This is a genomic window from Brevundimonas sp. Leaf363, assembly GCF_001424025.1.
Lineage (GTDB): Bacteria > Pseudomonadota > Alphaproteobacteria > Caulobacterales > Caulobacteraceae > Brevundimonas.
Window position 1 is genome coordinate 155296 of sequence record NZ_LMPZ01000002.1, and the last position, 20704, is coordinate 175999.

20 protein-coding genes are annotated in these 20704 nt (G+C 68.7%); 10 read left to right on the forward strand and 10 right to left on the reverse strand.

What is annotated here, in order from left to right; genetic code table 11:
- The first annotated feature begins 229 nt into the window (after positions 1 to 229).
- Positions 230 to 2182, forward strand: a complete 1953-nt coding sequence (rpoD, locus tag ASG17_RS03910; RefSeq protein ID WP_056099474.1) for an RNA polymerase sigma factor RpoD — start codon at positions 230 to 232, stop codon at positions 2180 to 2182.
- Between the two features lie 48 nt (positions 2183 to 2230).
- Here the strand turns inward: rpoD and recR are convergent, their stop codons facing one another.
- Together recR and ASG17_RS03920 are read right to left on the reverse strand one after the other, a co-directional pair.
- Positions 2231 to 2833, reverse strand: coding sequence for a recombination mediator RecR (recR, locus tag ASG17_RS03915; protein WP_056099477.1), 603 nt, complete (start codon positions 2831 to 2833; stop codon positions 2231 to 2233).
- Complete coding sequence (locus ASG17_RS03920) at positions 2833 to 3162, reverse strand: YbaB/EbfC family nucleoid-associated protein (protein ID WP_056099480.1); 330 nt, start codon at positions 3160 to 3162, stop codon at positions 2833 to 2835. Before ASG17_RS03920 ends, recR begins: the two co-directional genes overlap by 1 nt.
- Positions 3163 to 3312: 150 nt before the next feature.
- Between ASG17_RS03920 and ASG17_RS03925 the strand changes: the two genes are divergently transcribed.
- Complete coding sequence (locus tag ASG17_RS03925; RefSeq protein ID WP_056099483.1) at positions 3313 to 3927, forward strand: malonic semialdehyde reductase; 615 nt, start codon at positions 3313 to 3315, stop codon at positions 3925 to 3927.
- 178 nt (positions 3928 to 4105) lie between these two features.
- On the opposite strand, the gene ASG17_RS03930 is transcribed toward ASG17_RS03925, so the two are convergent.
- From ASG17_RS03930 to ASG17_RS03940, 3 genes are all read right to left on the reverse strand, one after another.
- Positions 4106 to 5959 carry a DNA polymerase III subunit gamma/tau gene (locus ASG17_RS03930; protein ID WP_056099485.1) on the reverse strand — a complete coding sequence of 618 codons (1854 nt, stop codon included), beginning with the start codon at positions 5957 to 5959 and terminating at the stop codon, positions 4106 to 4108.
- A gap of 127 nt (positions 5960 to 6086) precedes the next feature.
- Positions 6087 to 6266, reverse strand: a complete 180-nt coding sequence (locus ASG17_RS03935; RefSeq protein WP_056099489.1) for a Flp family type IVb pilin — start codon at positions 6264 to 6266, stop codon at positions 6087 to 6089.
- 233 nt (positions 6267 to 6499) lie between these two features.
- Entirely contained in the window at positions 6500 to 6679 is a 180-nt protein-coding gene (locus ASG17_RS03940) for a Flp family type IVb pilin (protein WP_056099491.1), read from the reverse strand.
- A 268-nt stretch (positions 6680 to 6947) separates the two neighbouring features.
- On the opposite strand from ASG17_RS03940, the gene ASG17_RS03945 reads away from it, so the two are divergent.
- From ASG17_RS03945 to ASG17_RS03955, 3 genes are read left to right on the forward strand one after another with little or no spacing between them, the layout of a single operon-like run.
- Positions 6948 to 7352 carry a pilus assembly protein N-terminal domain-containing protein gene (locus ASG17_RS03945; RefSeq protein ID WP_056099494.1) on the forward strand — a complete coding sequence of 135 codons (405 nt, stop codon included), beginning with the start codon at positions 6948 to 6950 and terminating at the stop codon, positions 7350 to 7352.
- Positions 7353 to 7360: 8 nt separating this feature from the next.
- Positions 7361 to 7891 (forward strand): TadE/TadG family type IV pilus assembly protein, encoded by a 531-nt coding sequence (locus ASG17_RS03950; protein WP_056099496.1) that lies wholly within the window; start codon positions 7361 to 7363, stop codon positions 7889 to 7891.
- Positions 7891 to 8418: a TadE/TadG family type IV pilus assembly protein gene (locus tag ASG17_RS03955; RefSeq protein ID WP_056099499.1), complete on the forward strand. Its 528-nt coding sequence runs from the start codon at positions 7891 to 7893 to the stop codon at positions 8416 to 8418. Before ASG17_RS03950 ends, ASG17_RS03955 begins: the two co-directional genes overlap by 1 nt.
- 10 nt (positions 8419 to 8428) lie before the next feature.
- On the opposite strand, the gene ASG17_RS03960 is transcribed toward ASG17_RS03955, so the two are convergent.
- Complete coding sequence (locus ASG17_RS03960; protein ID WP_082496102.1) at positions 8429 to 9760, reverse strand: anthranilate synthase component I family protein; 1332 nt, start codon at positions 9758 to 9760, stop codon at positions 8429 to 8431.
- 52 nt (positions 9761 to 9812) lie between these two features.
- Here ASG17_RS03960 and ASG17_RS03965 point away from each other — a divergent pair, with 52 nt between their 5' ends.
- Positions 9813 to 10553: a cyclopropane-fatty-acyl-phospholipid synthase family protein gene (locus ASG17_RS03965; RefSeq protein ID WP_056099502.1), complete on the forward strand. Its 741-nt coding sequence runs from the start codon at positions 9813 to 9815 to the stop codon at positions 10551 to 10553.
- Between the two features lie 237 nt (positions 10554 to 10790).
- Here the strand turns inward: ASG17_RS03965 and ASG17_RS03970 are convergent, their stop codons facing one another.
- The 3 genes from ASG17_RS03970 to ASG17_RS03980 all read right to left on the reverse strand — a co-directional run bounded on the left by ASG17_RS03970 (position 10791) and on the right by ASG17_RS03980 (position 15294).
- Positions 10791 to 12248, reverse strand: coding sequence for an AMP nucleosidase (locus tag ASG17_RS03970; protein ID WP_056099503.1), 1458 nt, complete (start codon positions 12246 to 12248; stop codon positions 10791 to 10793).
- 41 nt (positions 12249 to 12289) lie between these two features.
- A complete protein-coding gene (locus ASG17_RS03975) occupies positions 12290 to 13183 on the reverse strand; it encodes an alpha/beta hydrolase (protein ID WP_056099506.1) in 894 nt (297 codons plus the stop codon).
- A gap of 65 nt (positions 13184 to 13248) precedes the next feature.
- Positions 13249 to 15294 carry an AsmA family protein gene (locus ASG17_RS03980; protein ID WP_082496103.1) on the reverse strand — a complete coding sequence of 682 codons (2046 nt, stop codon included), beginning with the start codon at positions 15292 to 15294 and terminating at the stop codon, positions 13249 to 13251.
- A gap of 200 nt (positions 15295 to 15494) precedes the next feature.
- Between ASG17_RS03980 and ASG17_RS03985 the strand changes: the two genes are divergently transcribed.
- Positions 15495 to 15830, forward strand: coding sequence for a hypothetical protein (locus ASG17_RS03985; RefSeq protein ID WP_056099510.1), 336 nt, complete (start codon positions 15495 to 15497; stop codon positions 15828 to 15830).
- A gap of 182 nt (positions 15831 to 16012) precedes the next feature.
- Here ASG17_RS03985 and ASG17_RS03990 read toward each other — a convergent pair whose 3' ends face one another.
- Positions 16013 to 18121, reverse strand: coding sequence for a S9 family peptidase (locus tag ASG17_RS03990; RefSeq protein WP_056099513.1), 2109 nt, complete (start codon positions 18119 to 18121; stop codon positions 16013 to 16015).
- A gap of 149 nt (positions 18122 to 18270) precedes the next feature.
- On the opposite strand from ASG17_RS03990, the gene ASG17_RS03995 reads away from it, so the two are divergent.
- The 3 genes from ASG17_RS03995 to amgK are packed head-to-tail and all read left to right on the forward strand — an operon-like array spanning position 18271 to position 20679.
- Entirely contained in the window at positions 18271 to 19137 is an 867-nt protein-coding gene (locus ASG17_RS03995; RefSeq protein ID WP_056099516.1) for a GNAT family N-acetyltransferase, read from the forward strand.
- Entirely contained in the window at positions 19134 to 19592 is a 459-nt protein-coding gene (gene tsaE / locus ASG17_RS04000; protein ID WP_056099519.1) for a tRNA (adenosine(37)-N6)-threonylcarbamoyltransferase complex ATPase subunit type 1 TsaE, read from the forward strand. Before ASG17_RS03995 ends, tsaE begins: the two co-directional genes overlap by 4 nt.
- Positions 19579 to 20679, forward strand: a complete 1101-nt coding sequence (amgK, locus tag ASG17_RS04005) for an N-acetylmuramate/N-acetylglucosamine kinase AmgK (RefSeq protein ID WP_056099521.1) — start codon at positions 19579 to 19581, stop codon at positions 20677 to 20679. The genes tsaE and amgK overlap by 14 nt, the downstream gene beginning before the upstream one ends.
- Positions 20680 to 20704 lie beyond the last annotated feature (25 nt).

Consider the following 20704-nt stretch of genomic DNA (forward strand, 5'->3'; position numbering starts at 1 on the left):
ATCGACCAGCCGACCTGGCCACACTGCGCCCCCCGCCAAGGCTCGGTTCCGAGGTTGCCCGTTCCGGTTCGCCGGACGGCGGAGAGGTTGACCCTGGCGCCGTGCGGCGCCCGGCCCTTCGCGCGCGGCCCGACGAACGAATTCAATCAAGCCCGTATGCGCCGTTAAACAAACGGCCGCCTGCGGCGTTTATGCAACGTCCCTCGCGTGTGGGACCGGAGAAGACTGAATGAGCGCTCAGACCGAAACGCAGGACGCCGAACCCGCCACCGACGGCCCCCTGCTCGATCTGACGGACGCCGGCGTCAAGAAGTTCATCAAGCAGGCCAAGGCCCGCGGCTATGTGACGATGGAGGAGCTGAATAAGGTCCTGCCGTCCGAAGAGGTGACTCCCGACCAAATCGAGGACACCCTGGCGATGCTGTCCGAGATGGGCGTCAACGTCGTCGAGGCCGAAGAGGACGCCGAGCAGAAGGAAGGCGAGGGCGGAGAGGTCGCCGAGCGCGCCGACACCTCCGTCGCCGAAACGCCCGCCAAGGCCGCCTACGACCGCACCGACGACCCGGTGCGGATGTATCTGCGCGAGATGGGCTCGGTCGAACTGCTGTCGCGCGAGGGCGAAATCGCCATCGCCAAGCGCATCGAGGCCGGCCGCGACGCCATGATCTCGGGGCTGTGCGAAAGCGCCCTTACGTTCGAGGCCATCATGGTGTGGCGCGACGAGCTGGCCAACAACCGCATCCTGCTGCGCGAGGTCATCGACCTGGACGCCACCTATGGCGTGTTGAACCCCGCCTCGGTCCCCGGCGCCGCCCAGGAAGGCGAGGGCGAAGAAGAGGAAGAGGCCGAGGAAAAGCCGGCTTCCGAAGACAAGCCTGAGGGCGATGACGACGACGACGACTTCGACGATGGCGGCGGCCTGTCAATCTCGGCCATGGAGGCCGAGCTGCGTGACGGTGTCATGGAGGTGCTGGACGCCATCGCCGGCGACTTCGGCGCGTTCCGCAAGCTGCAGGACAAGCTGGTGGAGAGCCGCCTCAAGGGCGACGTCCTCAGCACCAAGGATCAGAAGGCCTACGAGACCCTGACGCGGACCATCTCGGACCGCCTGAAGACGCTGAAGCTGAACAACAACCGCATCGAGGCGCTGGTCGAGCAGTTGTACGCCATCAACAAGCGCTTGATGGGGTTGGAAGGCCGCCTGCTGCGTCTGGCCGACAGCTACGGCATCTCGCGTCCCGAGTTCCTGAAGGCCTATTTCGGCAAGGAGCTGGACCCAAACTGGATCGACGCGGTCAAGGACATGGGCGTGCGCTGGACCAAGTTCAGCGAGAAGGAAGGCGGCCAGATCACCACCATTCGCGGCGACGTCGCGGCGGTGGCGACCGAGGCCGGCCTGCCGATCGACGACTATCGCCGCATCGTCCAGACGGTTCAGAAGGGCGAGCGCGAGGCCCGTCAGGCCAAGAAGGAAATGGTCGAGGCCAATCTGCGCCTCGTGATCTCCATCGCCAAGAAATACACCAACCGCGGCCTGCAGTTCCTGGATCTGATCCAGGAGGGCAACATCGGCCTGATGAAGGCGGTCGACAAGTTCGAGTACCGCCGCGGCTACAAGTTCTCGACCTACGCCACCTGGTGGATCCGTCAGGCGATCACGCGGTCCATCGCCGACCAGGCGCGCACCATTCGCATCCCGGTGCACATGATCGAGACGATCAACAAGATCGTCCGCACCAGCCGCCAGATGCTGCACGAAATCGGCCGCGAGCCGACCCCGGAGGAATTGGCCGAAAAGCTGGCCATGCCCCTGGAAAAGGTCCGCAAGGTCCTGAAGATCGCCAAGGAGCCGATCAGCCTCGAAACGCCCATCGGCGACGAGGAGGATTCGCACCTGGGCGACTTCATCGAGGACAAGAACGCGATCCTGCCGATCGACGCGGCCATCCAGTCGAACCTGCGCGAGACCACCACCCGGGTGCTGGCGTCCCTGACGCCGCGTGAGGAACGCGTCCTGCGCATGCGCTTCGGCATCGGCATGAATACCGACCACACGCTGGAAGAGGTCGGCCAGCAGTTCAGCGTCACGCGCGAACGCATCCGCCAGATCGAGGCGAAGGCCCTGCGCAAGCTGAAGCACCCCAGCCGGTCGCGAAAGCTGCGCAGCTTCCTGGATAGCTGATTTCAAGGGCCGCTTCGGAAACGAGGCGGCCCTTTCTCTTTGGACCGCTCAGGCGGGACGCCGCGCCCGCAGGGCCTGGATGATGGTGCCGTCGTCCAGCCAGTCGAGCTCGCCGCCGACCGGGACACCCCGGGCCAGTGAGGTGACCTCGACGCCCGTGCCGGCCAGGCGTTCGGCGATGTAGTGGGCGGTGGTCTGGCCGTCGACGGTGGCGGGGAGGGCGAGCACGGCTTCCTTGACCTCGCCACCCCGGATGCGGCCGACCAGTTCGGCGACGCGCAGTTGGTCCGGGCCGACGCCGTCCAGCGCCGAGAGCAGCCCGCCCAGCACATGGTATTTGCCGCGAAAGGCACCCGAGCGCTCCATGGCCCACAGGGCGCCGGCCTCCTCGACCACGCAGATCAGGCCGTTGTCGCGGGCTCCGTCCGAACAGATGGCGCAGGGATCGCGGGTGTCCGGCGCCCCGCAGACCGAGCAGGAGACGACCTTGGCGGCGGTCTCGGCCAGCGACGCGGCCAGCGGCTCCAGCAACTGTTCGCGGCGCTTCAGCAGGGCTAAGGCGGCGCGGCGGGCCGAACGGGGGCCTAGGCCCGGCAGCTTGGCCAGGAGGCTGATGAGGCGCTCGATCTCGGGGCCAGCGGAAGCCGCCATCAGAAGAGTTTCGGCATCCCGGGGATGTTCATGCCGGCCATGGGCCCGGCCGCCTCGCGCATCAGCTCGGCGTTGACGGCGTCCAGCCGGCGCTTGGCGTCGGCGTGGGCGGCCTGGATCAGGTCGGCCAGAATCTCGTTGTCGCCGGGGACCATCAGGCTGTTGTCGATGGTGACGCGAGTGATGTCGCCAGGTCCCTTCAGGGCAATGGAGACGAGGCCGCCGCCGGCCGAACCCTCGGCGGTCGTGTCGGCCATGCGGGCCTGGGCGTCCTGCAGACGCTGCTGCATCTGCTGGGCCTGCTGCATCAGGGCGTTGAGGTCTTTCATGCAGCCTAGATAGGGGGTTCGGGTCGCGGGACCTAGGGGCGGGCGCGCGATTCAAATAGCAACATTATTTGTTGCGAATGGCCTTTCGCCGCCACCCGATCCGCTTATATGTGATCTGTCACTGTTGCAGATTGCTAAGAAGAGGGTCCCATGGCTTTCGACACCGTCACCCACCGCGACGAGCCGATTTCGGACGCCGCCCTGGCCCAGCTGTTCACCGAGGCGCGCACGCGCAACGCCTGGACAGACCGTCCTGTGGCGCCCGAGCTGCTGCACAAACTGTACGACCTGACCAAGTTCGGGCCGACGGCGGTGAACAACACGCCGGCGCGCTTCGTCTTTCTCACCTCGCCCGAGGCCAAGGCCCGCCTGGCGCCGCACATGAGCGAGGGCAACCGCGCCAAGACGCTTCAGGCGCCGGTCAATCTGATCATCGGCCAGGACCTGGACTTCCCCGAGACCCTGCCGCGCCTGTTCCCCCATGCGCCGGGGGCCAAGGACTGGTTCGCGGACGAGGGCGCGCGGCGTGAGAGCGCCTTCCGCAACGCCTCGCTGCAGGGCGGCTATCTGACCATCGCGGCGCGGGCCCTGGGCCTCGATGTCGGGCCGATGTCGGGCTTCGACCCGGCGGGCGTGAAGGCCGAGTTCTTCGCCGGCACGAACATCGAGCCGAACTACATCATCAACCTAGGCTACGGCTCGGACGAGAACCTGTTTCCGCGCTCGCCGCGGCTTGAGTTCGACGAGGCGGCGAAGATCCTGTGAGGCCGCCACAGCCGTCGCAGCCGTCATCCTCGGACTTGATCCGAGGATCAGGGTGTCCGGTGGGCAACGGAGGCCGGCTGAAGCGCTGTGGCCGGAGCCATCCGAAGGTCAGCACGACCAACACCTGATCCTCGGATCAAGTCCGAAGATGACGGTGCGGAGAGTGGAAGGCGGCGGATCAGTCCTCGTCGTCGTCCGAGGCTTCGTCCGGTATCACCGGCAGTTCGACCGGCGCGGCGATCTCCTTGATCTCGCCCAGTTCGGCGCCGGGGAAGGCGTCCATGACGGACTTGACCAGCGGGTCGGCCAGGATGGCGTTGCGCGTCTCCTGGACCCGACGGCGGTCGGCCTCGATGATGGTCTCGCCGCCGCCCTGGCCGTTGGCGGCGATCAGCCAGGTGCGGCCGGTCCAGTCCTTCAGGCGCGAGGCCAGTTTGCGGGCCAGATCGACCGGCGCGCCGGCGCCGCTTTCGTAGACGATGGCGCCGGGCTTGAACGACACCGGCTTCACATAGCGCTGCACGTCCAGCTGCAGCGCGATCTCGCGCCGTTCGCCGATCAGGGCGACGACGGCCTCGAAGGATTGCGGGTCCGGGCGGATGTCGGCCGGGGGAGCCGGGCGCACGCTGACGGCCTGGGCACCGCCGCCGCCACCGCCGCCGCCGCCGCCGCTGCCTCGCGGTGCAGACGGGCCGCCGGGCAGAAGGGGCTCGCCGTTCTGAAGCCGTTTCAGCGCCTCTTCGGGTCCGGGCAGGTCGGCGGCGTAGGCCAGGCGGATCAGGGCCATCTCGACGGCCTCCGCCGGATTGGGCGCGCGGCGCACCTCATCCAATGCCTTCAGCAGCATCTGCCAGGCGCGCGACAGCACGCCGGCCGGGATGGCGGCGCCCAGGGCCGTCAGGGCGCGGGCCTGATCGGCGGGCAGGCGGGTGGCGTCGGGGCCCAGCATCTTGGCGACGCTGGCGGCGTGACAGTGCTCCAGCAGGTCGCCGATCACCTGGATCGGATCGGCGCCGTAGCCATAGAGGGTGCGGAAGGCCTCCAGCGCCTCGGGCGTGCGGCCGGCCATGACGCTTTCGAACAGGGCGATGGTCTGGGCGCGGTCGGCCAGACCCAGCATGTCGCGCACGACGGCGGTCTCGACCGGGCGGCCGTCCTCGCCCTGGACCAGGGCCTGGTCGAGCAGGCTGAGGCCGTCGCGGACGGAGCCTTCGGCCGCGCGGGCGATCAGGGCCAGGGCGTCGGCCTCGACCTTCATCCCCTCGCGATCGGCGATGCGGCCCAGGTGCTCGGACAGGACGTCGCTCTCGACGCGGCGCAGGTCGAACCGCTGGCAACGCGACAGGATCGTCACCGGCACCTTGCGGATCTCGGTGGTGGCGAAAATGAACTTCGCGTGCGGCGGCGGCTCTTCCAGCGTCTTCAGAAGCGCGTTGAAGGCCTGGTTCGAGAGCATGTGCACCTCGTCCAGGACATAGACCTTATAGCGGGCCTCTACGGGTGCGTAGCGGACGCTTTCCAGGATGTCGCGGATGTCGTTGACGCCGGTGTGGCTGGCGGCGTCCATCTCCATGACGTCCATGTGCTGGCCCGCCATGATGGCCGCGTCATGCCGGCCGTCGGGGGTCAGAGCCAAGGACGGGCTGTCGATCGTCTCCGTCTCGTTGTTCAGCGCGCGGGCCAGAAGGCGCGCCGTGGTCGTCTTGCCGACCCCCCGCACGCCGGTCAGCATGAAGGCGTGGGCGATGCGGCCGGTCGAGAAGGCGTTCGACAGGGTGCGGACCATGGCCTCCTGGCCGATCAGGTCCTCGAAGGTGGTCGGCCGGTATTTGCGGGCCAGCACCGTGTAGGGCGCCGCGCCGTCGGCGGGGACGGGGGCGGGCGCCGGCTTCGGCGCGGCGACGGGCGCCGGATCGGGCGCAGGCTGCGGGGCGGCCGGGGCGCCGAACATGTCGTCGGTGTCCGGATCACGCTCCACCGCTTCGGGGGCGTCCGGTTCGTCGTCTTCCCAGGGCGGGCGGGCGTCGCTCATGCCCTGTTCTTAGCGGGGCGCGCCGGTCCGCGCATCCCATCGCTCGCACGCGACTTGGGACAAAAACAAAGGGGCCGGAGCGTTTCCGCTCCGGCCCCCCGGTTTCAAGACGTTGTCGCTGGGCCGATTAGGCGCCGGCGGTGCCGCCCATGCCGGTCACGACGGCGTTGAACTTGGTCTTGATGGTCGTGCCGAGCGCGGTCACGGCCGAAATGATGACGACGGCGATCAGGGCGGCGATCAGGCCGTACTCGATGGCGGTGGCGCCGGATTCGTTCTTCAGGAAGCGCGTGGCGAACTTGGTCATTTGAATGTTCCTCTTGGGTTTGAGCAGGCGGTTGGACTTGGGAGGAGCCGGTCGCCCGCTTGACCCCCGTTTGACCCGTTCATCATGGACAGGACGGGTTAAGGCTGGGTCGTCAGGCGTGGTTACTGCGCGATTCACCGCGATTTCTTCGAACCAGGGCTCGCGGACAGCAAAAGGGCCGGGGCGTTTCCACCCCGGCCCTTGCCGGTTTCAAGAGTGCTTCGTCGGGCCGATCAGGCGCCGGCGGTGCCGCCCATGCCGGTGACGACGGCGTTGAACTTGGTCTTAATGGTCGTGCCGAGCGCGGTCACGGCCGAGATGATCACCACGGCGATCAGGGCGGCGATCAGACCATATTCAATGGCCGTGGCGCCCGACTCATCCTTGACGAAACGCGAAACGAACTTGGTCATCTTGAGTATCCTTTGTCCTAAGCAGGCTTTTCGATTGAACCACTCAGGGTCTTCGGTTCGCCCGCTTGACCCCCACACATCGAGGATGACCATCGCCGACAGCGATTAAAGGGCGGTGAATCGAAACGAGCCAAGAACAGAAAGATGGTTACTTCGCGTTTACTGTGAATGAGACGTCGTTTGCCGGCTTCAGCCTTTCTTGAGGTTTGCGCGCGACCTTGCGGGCCTCGCGTTCGCGCGCGCCCTCGTTTCAAGGTCGACGATGTCCATGACCCGCCTGATCGCCGCCGCCCTCGCCGTTGCGGCCATCGCCACGCCCGCCTTCGCCCAGTCCGGCACGCTGTCGGTCGAGATCGACCACACCCAGCGCGTGCAGTTGCGCGGCGCGGCGGCCTCGGTGATCGTCGGCAATCCTCAGATCGCCGACGTCCAGGTGGTGGACGCCAACACCCTGTACATCGTCGGCAAGGGTTACGGCGTCACCGACATCGCGGTGGTCGACTCGATCGGCCGCACCCTGTTCCAGAACCAGGTCGTGGTCACCGGCGGCGCCACGGGCGCGGTGCGGGTTTGGCGCGGCGGGCAGATGACAGAGATGGCCTGCGCCGCTTCGTGCGCGCCCAGCGTTCGTTCCGCCGGGGGCGACGCCGCTCCCGCCACGCCGACCCCCTGATCCGGCCCATGCAGTCGCGCCGCTTCTTTCGTGTGATCAAACGTCGTCGCGGCGCCGAGGAAGGCTCGGCGGCGGTCGAGTTCGCGATCGTCGCCCTGCCGTTCTGCTTCATGATGTTCGCCGTGCTCGAGCTGGGCCTGGTGTTCGTGATCGACTCGGTGCTCGAGAACGCGGTGATCTCGACCGGGCGCCTGATCCGTACGGGCCAGGCGGAACAGCAGGGGCTGACCGCCTCGACGTTCAAGACCAAGCTGTGCGCCAACATGAGCATCTTCTCGGGCGACTGCTCCAGCCGCGCCTATGTCGACGTTCGCACCATCACCCAGTTCAACACCACCCTGCCGGACCCGATGGCGACCGGGACGTTCAACAACGCGTCGCTGACCTACAACCAAGGCGGCACGGGCACGATCACCGTGGTGCGGGTCTGGTACAAGCAGCCGCTGCTGACCCCCTTCCTGTCGCAGGGCCTGTCGCGGCTGAACGACGGGTCGGCCATGCTGATGGCCGTGACCGCCTTCAAGAACGAGCCGTGGTGATGGGCCTGCTGACACGGCTCGGCCGCGACCGGCGCGGCGTTTCGGCGGTGGAGTTCGCCCTGCTGGCGCCCGTCATGATCGCCTTCTATTTCGGCATGGCCGAGTTCTGTCAGGGCTATATGGCCCAGAAGCGGATGGGCCACGTGGCCGCGACGGTGGCCGACCTGGTGGCGCAAAGCTCGACCCTCAGCGGGTCCAACGTCGACGACTTCTTCACGGTCGGGGCGCTGGTGATGAAGCCCTTCTCCGCCAATCCGCTGAAGCAGCGGGTCAGCAATATCACGGTCAACAGCTCGGGCGTGGCCAAGGTCATCTGGTCGCGCGGAACGGGCCTGACCGCGCGTCCCGTCGGGTCGAACGTGACCCTGCCGACGGGCCTGCTGGCCAATGGCGAGAGCGTCGTCATGGCCGAGGCGACCTACGACTACGATTCGCCGGTAGACTATCTGATGCCGTCGATCACCAAGTTCTCGCACAGCTATTACCTGAGGCCGCGGAACGTGGAGACGGTGGCCTACACCAACTAGCGGCCAGGGCTCAGGCGCCCGAGAGCGCCTCCCGCAGCGCCCGGATCTTGGCGTCTACCTCCAGCCGCTCGGCTTCGGGATCGCTGTCGGCGGTGATGCCCGCGCCGGCGAGCGCGCGAAAGCGCCAAAGTCCTTGGGACATCCGGAAGCTGGCTGTGCGGATCAGGACCGAGGCGGTCAGGCGGCGGTCGTCGTCGATGTGGAACAGGGCTCCGCACCAGGCGCCGCGCGGCGGTTCGTGCGCGGCGATCACCTTCATGGCCTGACGCTTGGGGGCGCCGGTGATCGAGCCGGGCGGGAAGGCGGCGGCCAACAGATCGGCGGCGTCGACGCCCGGCGCGGCGCGCCCGGAGACCGTCGAGACCAGATGGTGGACGGTCGGCAAGGTCTCGATCTCGAACAGTCGATCGACCCGCACGGAACCGGGCTGGGCGACGCGCGCCAGGTCGTTGCGCATCAGATCGACGATCATCAGGTTTTCGGCCCGATCCTTGGCGCTGAGCCGCAGGGTCTCGGCCTCACGCGCATCGCTGATCGGATCGGCGCCGCGCGGACGGGTGCCCTTGATCGGCCGCGTCTCGATGCGGCCGGTCGCGGCGTCATATGTCAGGAACAGCTCAGGCGAGTTTGACACTAGCGACCGGTCGCCCAGTCGCCAGCAGGCGCCGAACGCCGACGCCCGCCCGGCCTGCAGGCGCAGCATCACGTCGAATGGGTCGCCCCCGGGGTTCAGCGCGCCCGACCACGCGCGGGCGATATTGGCCTGGAACAGTTCGCCTGAGCCGATGCGGGCCACCACGTCGCGGACGGCGGCGCGATAGGACGCGTCCGAGCTCTCGGCGACGAAGGCGCGGGCGGGCGGGGCCGGCGTGGTCGCGGCTGCGGCCGCGGCCGCTTCGGCGAAGGCGACCGCGCGCTCCAGGGCGGCGTGGGCCGAGGCCGCATCGACGCCGCGCCCGACGGCGGTCAGCCGCTGCTCGGCGTGGTCGAAGCGCAGGCGGGCCGGATAGCGGGCCAAGGTCAGGTCGGGCCAGCCGTCACCGGCCGGCGGGCGTGGTCCGGTGGCCGCCCGCGCCCCGCCGTCGTAGGCAGCCAGGCCGACGACGCCTTGGCGCCAGCCCGGCCGGGCCAGCGATGCGAAACCCTCGCCGCCTTCCCAGACCGCATCCGGTTCCGCCGCGACATGGGAGCGCCCTGCCGCGCCGTCGGACAGCAGGGCGACGGCGCCTGGCGCATCGCGCAGCCCCGCCGCGACCGCCAGCGGGTCGCGCCACGGCAGGACCGCCTCGGCCTTGGCGGCGAAGGGGGCGGGATCGGGATCGATCGGCAGGGCCGGCGTCATGCGCGTCTCTTAACCCACTGACGGCGTCCGCGCGAACGGCTAGACCTCGGCCGTGCGCACCAGTTTTCACCGCATCGCCTATGAGGCGCTCGACGTCTGCAACGCGCTGGAGATGGCGGCGGTGGACCGCGCCGTGACGCTGAGCGGCCTGCGGCCCGGTGCGCGGGCGCTGGACATCGGAACCGGCAACGGCGCCGTCGCCGGGCGGCTGGCCCAGCGCTTCGGCATGGCGGTGACGGCGGTCGAGCGCGATCCGGCCATGGCCGATCTGGCGCGTGAGCGGACCGCCGGGCTGGACGTGCGGGTCGCCGAGATGACTTCGACGGCCGCGATGGACGCCGAGGGGCCGTTCGACCTGATGGTCGTGATCGGCGCCACCGATCCGGCCGGACCGGGCTCGCGCGAGCCGGAGGCGGCGATGGAGCGGCTGCGCGAACATCTGACTCCGGGCGGCTTCATCCTGTGGGGCGACCTGGTCTGGACCGACACGCCGCCCGAGCCGCTGCGTCTGATCGTCGAGGGATCCAACACCTATCATACCGACGCGGGATACCGCCGAGCGGCCGAGGGCGCCGGGCTGGAGGTCGTGTCGGCTGAGATGTCGTCCGACGCGACCTGGGACCGCTATGTCGCGACCATGGACGGCGCGGCGCAGGCCTGGCTGTCGGCGCACCCGGATGCGCCCGAGGCCGGGGCGGTGCGAACCTCGGCGGACCGGGTGAAGGCGATGTTCGACTTCGGCCGCGAGTTCATCGGGTTCGGGCTGTACCTGTTGCGGCGGCCGCAGGAGTAGTGGCGGACGCCTCGTCCCACTCCCGTCATCCTCGGACTTGATCCGAGGATCAGGCGTTGGTCGTGCGGACCTTCGAATGGCTTGAAGCGCGGCGTCTGAGCCTGCCCCGATTGCCCACCGGACAACCCGATCCTCGGATCAAGTCCGAGGATGACGGGAGTAAAGGGGACAGGGCTGACCCCGCTCCCTGTCGCTCAGGCAGCGAGCCGCCGCGCGGCGAGCGGTAGCGACCCCTGCTTATCTGAAAGGCGGCTCGTCGAAGGCGCGTAGCTTGCGGGAGTGCAAACGCGGGCCTTCCTGGCGCAGCAGGTCCACCGCCTGGATGCCGATCTGCAGATGCTCCGAGATCGAGCCCTCGTAGAAGCGATTGGCCTGGCCCGGCAGCTTGATCTCGCCGTGCAGCGGCTTGTCGGAGACGCACAGCAGCGTTCCGTAGGGGACGCGGAACCGGTACCCCTGGGCCGCGATGGTGGCGCTTTCCATGTCGATGGCAACGGCGCGCGACTGGTTGAAGCGCAGGGCCGATTTGGAGTAGCGCAGCTCCCAGTTCCGGTCGTCGGTGGTGACCACGGTGCCGGTGCGCAGGCGCAGCTTGACCAGATCGCCCGGCATGCCGCTGACCGACTTGGTGGCGTCGTAGAGGGCGCGCTGGACCTCGGCGATCGACGGGATCGGGATGTCCGGCGGCAGCACCGCGTCCAGCACGTGGTCGTCCCGCAGATAGGCGTGGGCCAGGACGTAGTCGCCGATGGACTGGCTGGCGCGCAGGCCGCCGCAGTGGCCGATCATCATCCAGGCGTGCGGCCGGGTAACGGCCAGGTGGTCGCAGATGGTCTTGGCGTTGGACGGGCCGACGCCGATGTTGACCAGGGTGATGCCCGTATGGTCCGGCGCCGTCAGGTGGAAGGCCGGCATCTGGTGCTTCTTCCAGGCGTCGTTGCCGATGGCGTTCTGGGGATCGGGGGTGTCCTTGTCGATGACCACGCCGCCGGCGCAGGACAGGGTCTTGTAAGGGCTATCCGGCCGCTTCAGCTGCTCGATGGCCCAACGCACGAACTCATCGACGTAGCGGTTGTAGTTGGTGAACAGGACGTAGGACTGGACGTCGTCCACCGGCGTGCCGGTGTAGTGGCGCAGCCGGGCCAGCGAGAAGTCGGTCCGCAGGCCGTCGAAGTGGCTCAGCGGCAGGTCGCCGGCAGGGTCGAACAGGCCATCGGCGATCTCGTCCCCGATGTTCGCCAGGTCGGTCGTCGGGAACCAGCGCGCCAGCGCCGCCGTCAGCGACCTGTCTGGCGCGATCTCCAGCTGGTCCAGCACATAGGGGAAGGGAATTTCCTGTTTGGAAGGCGCCACCTCGAACACCGCGCCGTATTCGGCGGCCAGCAAGTTCAGCTGTTCCGTGAGATAAGGACGAAACAGGTCGGGGCGGGTGACGGTGGTCGCATAGCTGCCGCGCTTGGACAGGCGGGCATAGGCGCGGGGCGCCAGATCCTCGGGCCGATCGCCGTGCCACGACAGGCGCAACTCGGGATAGGCGAACAGGCCGTCGGCGCGGGCGCTGGGGTCGGGGCGTTCGCCCGTGTCGATGAACCGGCGCACCGCCTCGCGAAGATTGTCGACGGCGGCGGTGTAAAGGGTCTGGATGAGATCGAGCGCTTCGGACGCGCTCAGGTTTTGCGTTTCTTGTTCTGTCATGGCCTCAGATAGCGAAGCTTCATGGCATTGGCGAGACAGCGCTACCCCAGAACGCGGTGCAGGAAGCCCGTAACGTCGTCCAGCACCGGCGCCTTCTTGCGGAACAGGGGCGAGAAGGTCGCGATCAAGTCGGCGTGGCTGAGGCCGGGGTAGAGCTTGGCCTCGACGGGGGCGCCCACGGCCGTCAGGCGGTCCGACAGGATGACGGTGTCGTCGTCGTGGACAACGGTGTCGGCCGTGCCGTGACCCAGCCAGATCGGCGGGGCGTCGGGCCGCACGAAGGTGACCGGCTGGGTCAGCGTGGGGTCGGGCGCCCGGCCAAAGGCGTTCTTTGAGGCGTCCACGTCGAACGGGAGGAAGTCGTACGGCCCGGCCAGGCCGAAGGCGGCCTTGATCCGGTCGCGGTCGCCGACGGCCGTCATGTAGCGACGGTCCAGGGTGATCATCAGCGCCAGATGGGCGCCGGCCGAGTGGCCGCCCACAGCGACGCGGTTGGGATCGCCGCCGTACTGGGCCGCGATCCTCGCCGCATGGGCGGTGGCGGCGGCGGCGTCCTCGATGAAGGCGGGGAAGACTACCTGTGGCACCAGTCGGTAGTCGGGCAGGGCGACGACGAAGCCGCGCGCGGCCAGCGCCTGGGCGGCCCAGCCATAGAGGTTCTTGGACCCCTCGTCCCAGCCGCCGCCATAGAAGAAGACCACAAGCGGCACGGGCCGCTGCATTCCGCCTTCCTGGGCGCCGTCAGGGGCGTAGATGTCCATCGTCTGGCGGGGATCGGGTCCATAGGGGACGTCACGGGCGACCCGGCGCGCCATGCGATCGCGCGGCCCGACCGCGTTCAGAAGGCCCAGAGGCGTGCAGGCGGCCAAGAGGGTGCCGGCGGCCGGAATCAGCAGCCCCCTGCGCGTCATGCTCGCCGTCCAGTCGATCGCCATCCGGCCAGCTTCAGCATGGTTCGTATCCGCCTCTCAACATCCGTCTGAAGCGGATACGATTCAAATCAGCGGGCGGAGGCGATCAGGGCGCCGCAGTTGGCGTCCTTGGCCAGGCCGGGATCGACGAAGGCGAACAGGGCGCCGATCGGACTGATGACCGCGCCCAGCGCGGCGGCCAGACCGCCCTGGGCCACCACCTGGCCGACATCCACGCCGATGCGCGGGGAGGTAAATCCGCCGGCGACCGTGATCGGGGCCCAGACCCGCAGCAGACGCGGTTTCTTGGTTTCGCCGTCGATGCGCAGGGCGAACGTCTCGGCCCCCAGGTTTATCGTGCCCGTGCCCTTGGCCAGCACCACACCGGTGTCGATGGTCAGGGTCTGGGCCCGCGCGACGCCGCCCGAGACATTGAAATCGGCGACGGCGCAGCGGATTTCGGTTGTCGATTCGTCGCCGGAGAGCAGCTTTCTGAGACCTGCGCTGGCGTTGATGCCCAGAAGCTCGGCGAAGGCGGCGCGCATCTGGCCCTGTGGCACCACCAGGCTGAGTGAGCCCTTGGAGGCGCCGGCGAAGTCGTGGATCGAGGCGCCGGGCCCTTCCAGACGCGCCCGGCCGAGCGCCCGCCCGCTGAGCGGGACCGAACCGTTGGCGGCCGGGATGATCGACTCCAGCGGATAGCCGGCCAGGCGGAAGTCGATGGTGCTGTAGGGCGTATCCTTCTGGGCGTTGATCCGGGCCGTGCCGTTCAGCTCGCCGCGGTTGAAGTTGAACGAAACGGGGGCGAGGTTGAGGATGCCGTTCTCAAGCTCCGCGCCCAGATTGACCTGACGGATATCCAGGTCGTTGGCCTTGACCGACTGGGCCCGGTAGGTCAGCGAGCCGTCCATGGCGCGCAGGCGCTCGACCTGCAGGGGCGCGTCGGGCAGCAGCTTGCCGGGCACGCCGGAACTGACAGTGGTTGTGTCGCCCGCCGCCGTCGTGCGGGTGCGGGCGCCGAAGATGGCCAGCATGTCGTCCAGGTCCAGGCGGCGCGAAACCAGTTGGGCCTCGACCCGCATGCGGTCGTTGACCTTGCCCACCTTCAGGTCGCCGGACAGATCCGAGGCGCCCACGCGGCCGGAGAAGTCGTTGAAGGTCCAAAGCGCGTCATCGCGGCTGAGCGCGCCTGACAGACGGTAGGGCGGGGTGTTCGGCGTCGCGATGCCGGTCAGGGTGTAGAGGTCGGCCAGATCCTGGCCTTCCAGCGTCAGAGTGGCCTGAAACCGACCCAGGTCGAACGGCCGCGTCACCGAGCCGTCGGCCGCGAGATGCGAGCGCGAGCCGCGCAGGTCGGCGGTGAAATGATAGGGCGTGTCGCGGCGGATGTTGACGAAGGCCCCGCCCTCGATCCGCAGCGTCAGGGGCGCGCCGTTCAGAGCGCCGCGACCGTCCAGCAGAAAGCCCGCCTGGTCATCCTGTGCGCCCACGGCGTCGCGGGCGGTGACGGTGGCGTCCAGCGTCATGCCGCGCTTCTGCTCGTCCAGGGTGACGTGGCCCTCGGTGATCAGCAGCTGATTGATCACGGGCAGGCGGGCCGGAGAGCCGGTCGCGGGCTTGTCGGGCTCGAGCTCCCAGCTTTGGCGGCCGGTCTTGTCCGCGATCAGGGTGACGTCGGGCCGGGTGATGGCCAGACGCGGAATCTCGATCTGGCCCGCGAACAGTTTGCGCAGCCGCACTGAGGCCTCAATCTTCTCGACGTTCGCGGTGTCCTTTTCGCGCGCCCAGGTCGGGCCGCCGAACTTCAGGCCGTTGACGGTGGCCGACGGCGTCCAGCTGAACAGATTGACGTCCAGATCGCCCTGGATCGCGACCTCGCGGTCGTACTTGGCCGAGGCCCAGCGGCCGATCGGGCCGCGCAGCCAGTTCCAGTTGAACAGGGCCAGGAAGATCACCACCGCCGCGATCAGCAGGATGGCGCCGACGCCGGCCCCGATCTCCAGTCGGCCCGGGCGGCGCGCGGCCTTGTAGACCGGGTCGTTATCGTTGAGCCAGCCGCCCCACTGGACAGCGCGACCCCTGAGGGCGGGCCACGAAAGGTTTTCGGTCAGGCCGTTGGGGAGAGCGATCCGCATAGGGGCTGACAACGCGCGACCGCCGAATTGGAGCCCGAAGCCCCTGGAATCGCTTCACCGGGCATCAAGAATATCGTCAGAAAACGGACCATTAGTCGTGTTCGTGTCACGAAGTTGTCGCGACCGCTTTACAAACCGCCGGTTCGGCGCATTATTCGTCCTAACCCTGACGTTTTTCGGGGACTGGAGGATTTAGAAAGATGAACAAGACCGCCTTGATCGCTTGCGCCGCCCTGATGGCCGCGACGACCGCGCCCGCCTTCGCCGGCGACGCCAACCGTGCGACCTCGGCCTCGCAAGAGCCGATCCGCGTGCAGCTGTGCGACGTGGACGCCCTCAGCCAGCCGGCCTTCCGCTCGGTTGACGGTTCGCGCCCCGCCTTCGTCACCGCCGATGAAGTGCTGGCCGCCCGCGCCTCGGGCGCTCGCTGGGACGGCGCCCGCTGCATGAACGCGGTGCAGCACCAGCGTCTGACCAATGCGCTGCGCGAACGCGTCGTCTATCGCGCCGAAGCCCCGGCCGCGCGCTACCGCTAAGCCGGCCTCACCGGCCAAAGAAAAAGGGCGCGGCCAGCGATGGCCGCGCCCTTTGTCGTTTCGGTCCGTCCGCTCATCCCCTCGGACGAGGGGATTAAGTCCTTTGGCCAAGGTCGCAATGGCCGACCGTGCGCGCGGGGTTCTCACTGGATCCCCGCGCCCGCGGGGATGAGCGGAGGGGGTTACTGGCCCGCCGCGTCGTCCCCGATGTAGCGGTTCAGCCAGCCGAACACCTCATTGTGCCATTGCAGGCTATTGGCCGGCCGCAGCACCCAGTGGTTCTCGTTCGGGAAGAATAGCAGGCGGCTGTCGATGCCGCGCCGTTGCAGGGCGTTGAAGGTCGACAGGCCCTGCGCGGTCGGGATGCGGAAGTCCTTGTCGCCCTGGACCACCAGCATCGGCACGCGCCAATCCTGGACGTGGTTGGCCGGGTTGAATTCTTGATAGCCGCGCGGGTTCTGCCAGGGCGTGCCGCCGTTCTCCCACTCGGTGAACCACAGCTCCTCGGTCTCGTGGCCCATGGCGAAGGTGTCGAAGACGCCGTCGTGATTGACCAGGCACTTCCAGGGCTGGTTCCAGTTCCCGGCGATCCAGTTGACCATATAGCCGCCATACGAGGCGCCGAGGGCGCAGGCCTTATCGCCGTCCAGGAAGTCGTAGGCCGAAAGCGCATGCGCCCAGCCCTTCTGCAGGTCTTCCAGCGGGCGATCGCCCCAGTGCTGGCTGATCGCGTCGGTGAAGGCCTGGCCGTAGCCGGTCGAGCCATGGAAATCGATCATCACCACCGCGAAGCCCGCGCCCGCATAGGTCTCGGGGTTCCAGCGATAGGACCAGCCGTTGCCGAACGAGCCCTGCGGTCCACCGTGGATCAGGAAGGCGACCGGATATTTGCGGCCTTCCTCATAGCCGGCCGGCTTGATGACATAGCCGTGGACCTCTTCGCCGTTCCAGCCGGCGAAGGTGAACTGCTCGGCCTCGCCGAAGACCTTGTCGTCGAAGGACGGGTTCACGTCGGTCAGCTGGCGCGGCATCTCGCGGCCCAGATACGTCTTGAACCACAGATCCGACGACGTGGTCAGGGTGTCCTGCGCGAAAACGAAGCCGCCCTCGGCTTGGACGAAGGCCGAGACGTGGCCCGGGCCGGTGATCGGCACGACCATGCCGTTGCGGACGTCCACGCTGAACAGGCGGGTCTGACCGACGTCGCCGGCGGTGGTGTAGAGCTTCGAGCCGTCCTTCGACCATTGCAGGGTGTCGGCCGAGCGGTCCCAGTTGGCGGCGACTTCGCGGACTTCGCCCGTGGCCATGTCGCGCAGACGGATCTGATAGCGGTCGGCCTCGAAGCCCGGGCGGGCCATGGCGCGGTAAGCCAGGGTCTTGCCGTCCGGAGAAAAGACCGGACCGGCGTCCCAGGCGTCATTGTCGTCGGTAAGGTTGGTGAACTGGCCCGAGCCGGACAGGTCGGCGCGGTAGAGGTCGAAGTTGGTGCTCCACGGCTCGGTCTTGCCGGCCTCGCGGGCCGAGAAGACGATGCCGTCACTGCCGGGCGTGAAGACGAAGTCGGCCTCGTCACCGAACGGCTTGGAGGGGGTGTCGCCGTCGAAGCCCTTGGTGACCCACACGGGATCGCCCGAGGCCGCGCCGTCTGCCCCGAGGGTGACGACGAAGAGGTGGTTCTGGGTGTGGTCGTTCCAGGTATCCCAGTGGCGCACGAAGGTGCGGTCATAGACCTGGCCGGTCGTGGCGACGCCCGCGACCTCGGCCTTGCGCGCGACGGAGGCGGCCAGGTCGGCGGCGTCCGGATAGACCGCCAGCGACACGGCCAGCTTGCTGCCGTTTGGGCTGATGCGGAAGGCGCTCACGTCCAGCGGCAGGGTGGTGATCGCCCGGGCGCCCGTGCCATCGGCGGCGGCGCGCCACACCTGCGAGGTTCCGTCCACTGCGGCCAGGAACAGCAGCGAACCGTCCGGCGCGAAACGGGCGGTGTTGGCGCCGGCCGGCAGGGCCAGCTGGGTGGCTTCACCCTCGCCCACGGGCCGCGACCAGATCGTCGAGGCCCGCTTGTTGGCGGCGACGTCGGTGGTGGTCAGGGAATAGAGCACCGTCTTGCCGTCCGGCGAGACCTGCGGATCGCCCAGCCGGTTGGCGGCGATCATGTCCTGATAGGTGAAGGCGTTGGCGGTCGCGGGACCGGGCGGCTGGGGCGCCGGCGGGGTCTGGGCCAGCGCCGGGGCGGCGACGGCCAGAACGAGGGCGGATACGGCGGCGGACAAGGTCGCGCGTTGACGCATGGAAGCGATCCTTCACTGAAACTGGCGAGGGCGTAGCACCGGGCAGGGGTGGGGAAAAGGCGGCGTCCCGGTGACGCCCCTTCCAACCCACCGCCGTCATCCTCGGATCAAGACCGAGGATGACGGCGCGTGTGAGGGCGCCACGCGGCATGCCGCCCCTTGCCGCGCAGCCGCCGAGCGGCGACAAGCGGGCGATGCACATCGTCGACGAACTGATCGCCGAGCGCGCGCCGCGCCTGACCGGTTCGGCGGTCTGGCCGCTGGTCCGGCCGGGGCTCTACAAGCTGCTGAACTACGGCCGGGCGCGCCGGATGGCCGACGCGGTGGCGCCGCTCAGCGGGGCGGATGCGCTGAATCATGTGTCGGAACTGCTGGATCTCAAGGTCTCGACGCTGAACCTGGATCGGCTGCCGGAGACGGGGCGCTGTCTGGTGATCTGCAACCATCCGACCGGCATCGCCGACGGCCTGGCCGTCTATGATGCGATCCGCAAGCGCCGGGGCGACGCCATCTTCTTCGCCAACGCGGACGCCCTGCGGGTCGCGCCGCGGCTGGCCGAGAGCATCATTCCGGTCGAGTGGGTCCACGACAAGCGCACCCGCGAGAAGACCCGCGCCACGCTGGCGGCCGCAAAACAGGCCTTCGAGGCCGAACGCTGCGTCGTCATGTTCCCGGCCGGACGGCTGGCGCGCATGGAGAACAAGACCCTGACCGATCCGGAGTGGGCACCGACCGCCGCCTCTCTGGCCCGGAAGTACGGCGCGCCGATCGTGCCGATCCATGTGACGGGGCCGCACAGCCGGCTGTTCCACTGGTTCGACCGGATCTCGCCAGAGCTGCGGGACATCACCCTGTTCCATGAGATGCTGAACAAGCGGAAGCAGGCCTTCCGCCTGACCGTGGGCCTGCCGATCCCGCCGTCGCGGCTGGATATCGACGCCGCCCGCGCGACCTATGCGCTGAAGGCGTTCACCGAGCGGGTGCTGCCCGGCCAGCCGGACGCGGTCTTCGCATGAGGATCGCGCTGGAGGACACCGAAGAGACCGGGCGACTGGGCGCCGTGATCGCGCCCCTGCTGGCCCCCGGCGACGCCGTGCTGCTGCTGGGTCCGCTGGGCATGGGCAAGTCGACGCTGGCGCGCGGGCTGATCCGGGCCCTGACGCGGCCGGACGAGGATGTGCCGTCGCCCACCTTCACCCTGGTGCAGTTCTACGAGACCGCGCCGCCCGTGGCGCACTTCGACCTCTACCGCCTGACGCGGCCGCAGGAGGCGTTCGAGATCGGGCTGGACGAGGTGCTGGACGCCGGCGCCGCCCTGATCGAATGGCCCGAGCGGTTGGGCGACGATCAGGACGACATCCTGGGTCCGAATCGCCTGACCATCACGCTGGAAGAAGCGGGCGACGGACGCGTTGCGACCGTTTCCGGCGCAGGCTCCTGGGAAACCCGACTGAACCATGTCCGTCTCTGACGCCCACCGCGAAGCCCTGCGCCTGGACCTGCTCGAGCGGGCGGGGCTGAAGGACGCCGACCGCGCGTCCCTGCCGGGCGACGCCTCGACGCGCCGCTATGAGCGGGTGACGGCGGCGGACGGCCGCAGCTTCATGCTGATGGACCAGGCCCCGGCGGCCGAGAGCCCGCCGTGCGATCCGGCCTGGTCGCCGGAGGAGCGCAAGGCCAAGGGCTGGAACGCCGTCGCCCGCCTGTCGGCGGGACGGGTCGACGCTTTCGCGGCTGTGGCGGGCCAGCTGCGCGCGGCCGGTCTGTCGGCCCCGGACATTCCAGCGCTGGACGCGCCGCAGGGACTGGCGGTGCTGGAGGACTTCGGCGACGACCTGTTCGCCCGGGTGATCGAGGCGGGGCAGGACGAGACGCCGCTGTATCTGGCTGCCGTCGAGGCGCTGGCGCGGCTGCATCAGACGCCGACGCCGGACGTGCTGGAAGGGCCGGCCGGGGACTGGCCGCTGCTGGTCTATGACGAGACGGCGCTGCAGGGCGGCGCGGATCTGTTCGTCGAATGGCTGCCCAAGCTAGAGCCGCGCCTGTCGTTCGATGATGCGGCCATCACGGACTGGCGCAAGGCCTGGGCGCCCGTGGTGGCGTCGGGCGTGGCCGGGGCCTCGGTGATGGCGCACCGCGACTATCACGCCGAGAACCTGATCTGGCTGCCGGAGCGGGACGGCGCGGCGCAGGTCGGGATGATCGACTTCCAGGACGCGGTGCGGGCGCATCCGTCGTGGGACCTGCACTCCCTGCTTCAGGACGCGCGTCGCGACGTGCCGGGCGACGTGGAGGCCGAGGCGCTGGAGCACTATTTCAGCCTGCGCCCCGACCTGGATCGCGCCGCCTTCCTGCGCGACTACGCCGGCCTCGCGGCCCTGAACGAGGCGCGCATCCTGGGCATCTTCGCCCGGCTGGTGTCGCGCGACGGCAAGCCGCGCTACCTGAATTTCATGCCCCGCATGTGGGCGCATCTGAACGCCAACCTGACGAAGCCGGGGCTCGAGACAGTGGCCCGCTGGTTCGACCGCCACGTTCCGCCTGAGGTGCGCGCATGACGGCCTATCCGACGCCGAAGACCGC

Bases quoted from the DNA above. Each gene is read 5' to 3' on its own strand.
- ASG17_RS03980 (WP_082496103.1), bottom strand. From the start codon at position 15,294: ATGCGGATCGCTCTCCCCAACGGCCTGACCGAAAACCTTTCGTGGCCC.
- ASG17_RS03935 (WP_056099489.1), bottom strand. From the start codon at position 6,266: ATGACCAAGTTCGCCACGCGCTTCCTGAAGAACGAATCCGGCGCCACC.
- ASG17_RS03985 (WP_056099510.1), top strand. From the start codon at position 15,495: ATGAACAAGACCGCCTTGATCGCTTGCGCCGCCCTGATGGCCGCGACG.
- ASG17_RS03970 (WP_056099503.1), bottom strand. From the start codon at position 12,248: ATGACAGAACAAGAAACGCAAAACCTGAGCGCGTCCGAAGCGCTCGAT.
- ASG17_RS03995 (WP_056099516.1), top strand. From the start codon at position 18,271: ATGCCGCCCCTTGCCGCGCAGCCGCCGAGCGGCGACAAGCGGGCGATG.
- ASG17_RS03960 (WP_082496102.1), bottom strand. From the start codon at position 9,760: ATGACGCCGGCCCTGCCGATCGATCCCGATCCCGCCCCCTTCGCCGCC.
- ASG17_RS03945 (WP_056099494.1), top strand. From the start codon at position 6,948: ATGACCCGCCTGATCGCCGCCGCCCTCGCCGTTGCGGCCATCGCCACG.
- ASG17_RS03955 (WP_056099499.1), top strand. From the start codon at position 7,891: ATGGGCCTGCTGACACGGCTCGGCCGCGACCGGCGCGGCGTTTCGGCG.
- ASG17_RS03920 (WP_056099480.1), bottom strand. From the start codon at position 3,162: ATGAAAGACCTCAACGCCCTGATGCAGCAGGCCCAGCAGATGCAGCAG.
- ASG17_RS03950 (WP_056099496.1), top strand. From the start codon at position 7,361: ATGCAGTCGCGCCGCTTCTTTCGTGTGATCAAACGTCGTCGCGGCGCC.
- tsaE (WP_056099519.1), top strand. From the start codon at position 19,134: ATGAGGATCGCGCTGGAGGACACCGAAGAGACCGGGCGACTGGGCGCC.
- ASG17_RS03930 (WP_056099485.1), bottom strand. From the start codon at position 5,959: ATGAGCGACGCCCGCCCGCCCTGGGAAGACGACGAACCGGACGCCCCC.
- ASG17_RS03990 (WP_056099513.1), bottom strand. From the start codon at position 18,121: ATGCGTCAACGCGCGACCTTGTCCGCCGCCGTATCCGCCCTCGTTCTG.
- amgK (WP_056099521.1), top strand. From the start codon at position 19,579: ATGTCCGTCTCTGACGCCCACCGCGAAGCCCTGCGCCTGGACCTGCTC.
- rpoD (WP_056099474.1), top strand. From the start codon at position 230: ATGAGCGCTCAGACCGAAACGCAGGACGCCGAACCCGCCACCGACGGC.
- ASG17_RS03975 (WP_056099506.1), bottom strand. From the start codon at position 13,183: ATGGCGATCGACTGGACGGCGAGCATGACGCGCAGGGGGCTGCTGATT.
- ASG17_RS03925 (WP_056099483.1), top strand. From the start codon at position 3,313: ATGGCTTTCGACACCGTCACCCACCGCGACGAGCCGATTTCGGACGCC.
- ASG17_RS03940 (WP_056099491.1), bottom strand. From the start codon at position 6,679: ATGACCAAGTTCGTTTCGCGTTTCGTCAAGGATGAGTCGGGCGCCACG.
- recR (WP_056099477.1), bottom strand. From the start codon at position 2,833: ATGGCGGCTTCCGCTGGCCCCGAGATCGAGCGCCTCATCAGCCTCCTG.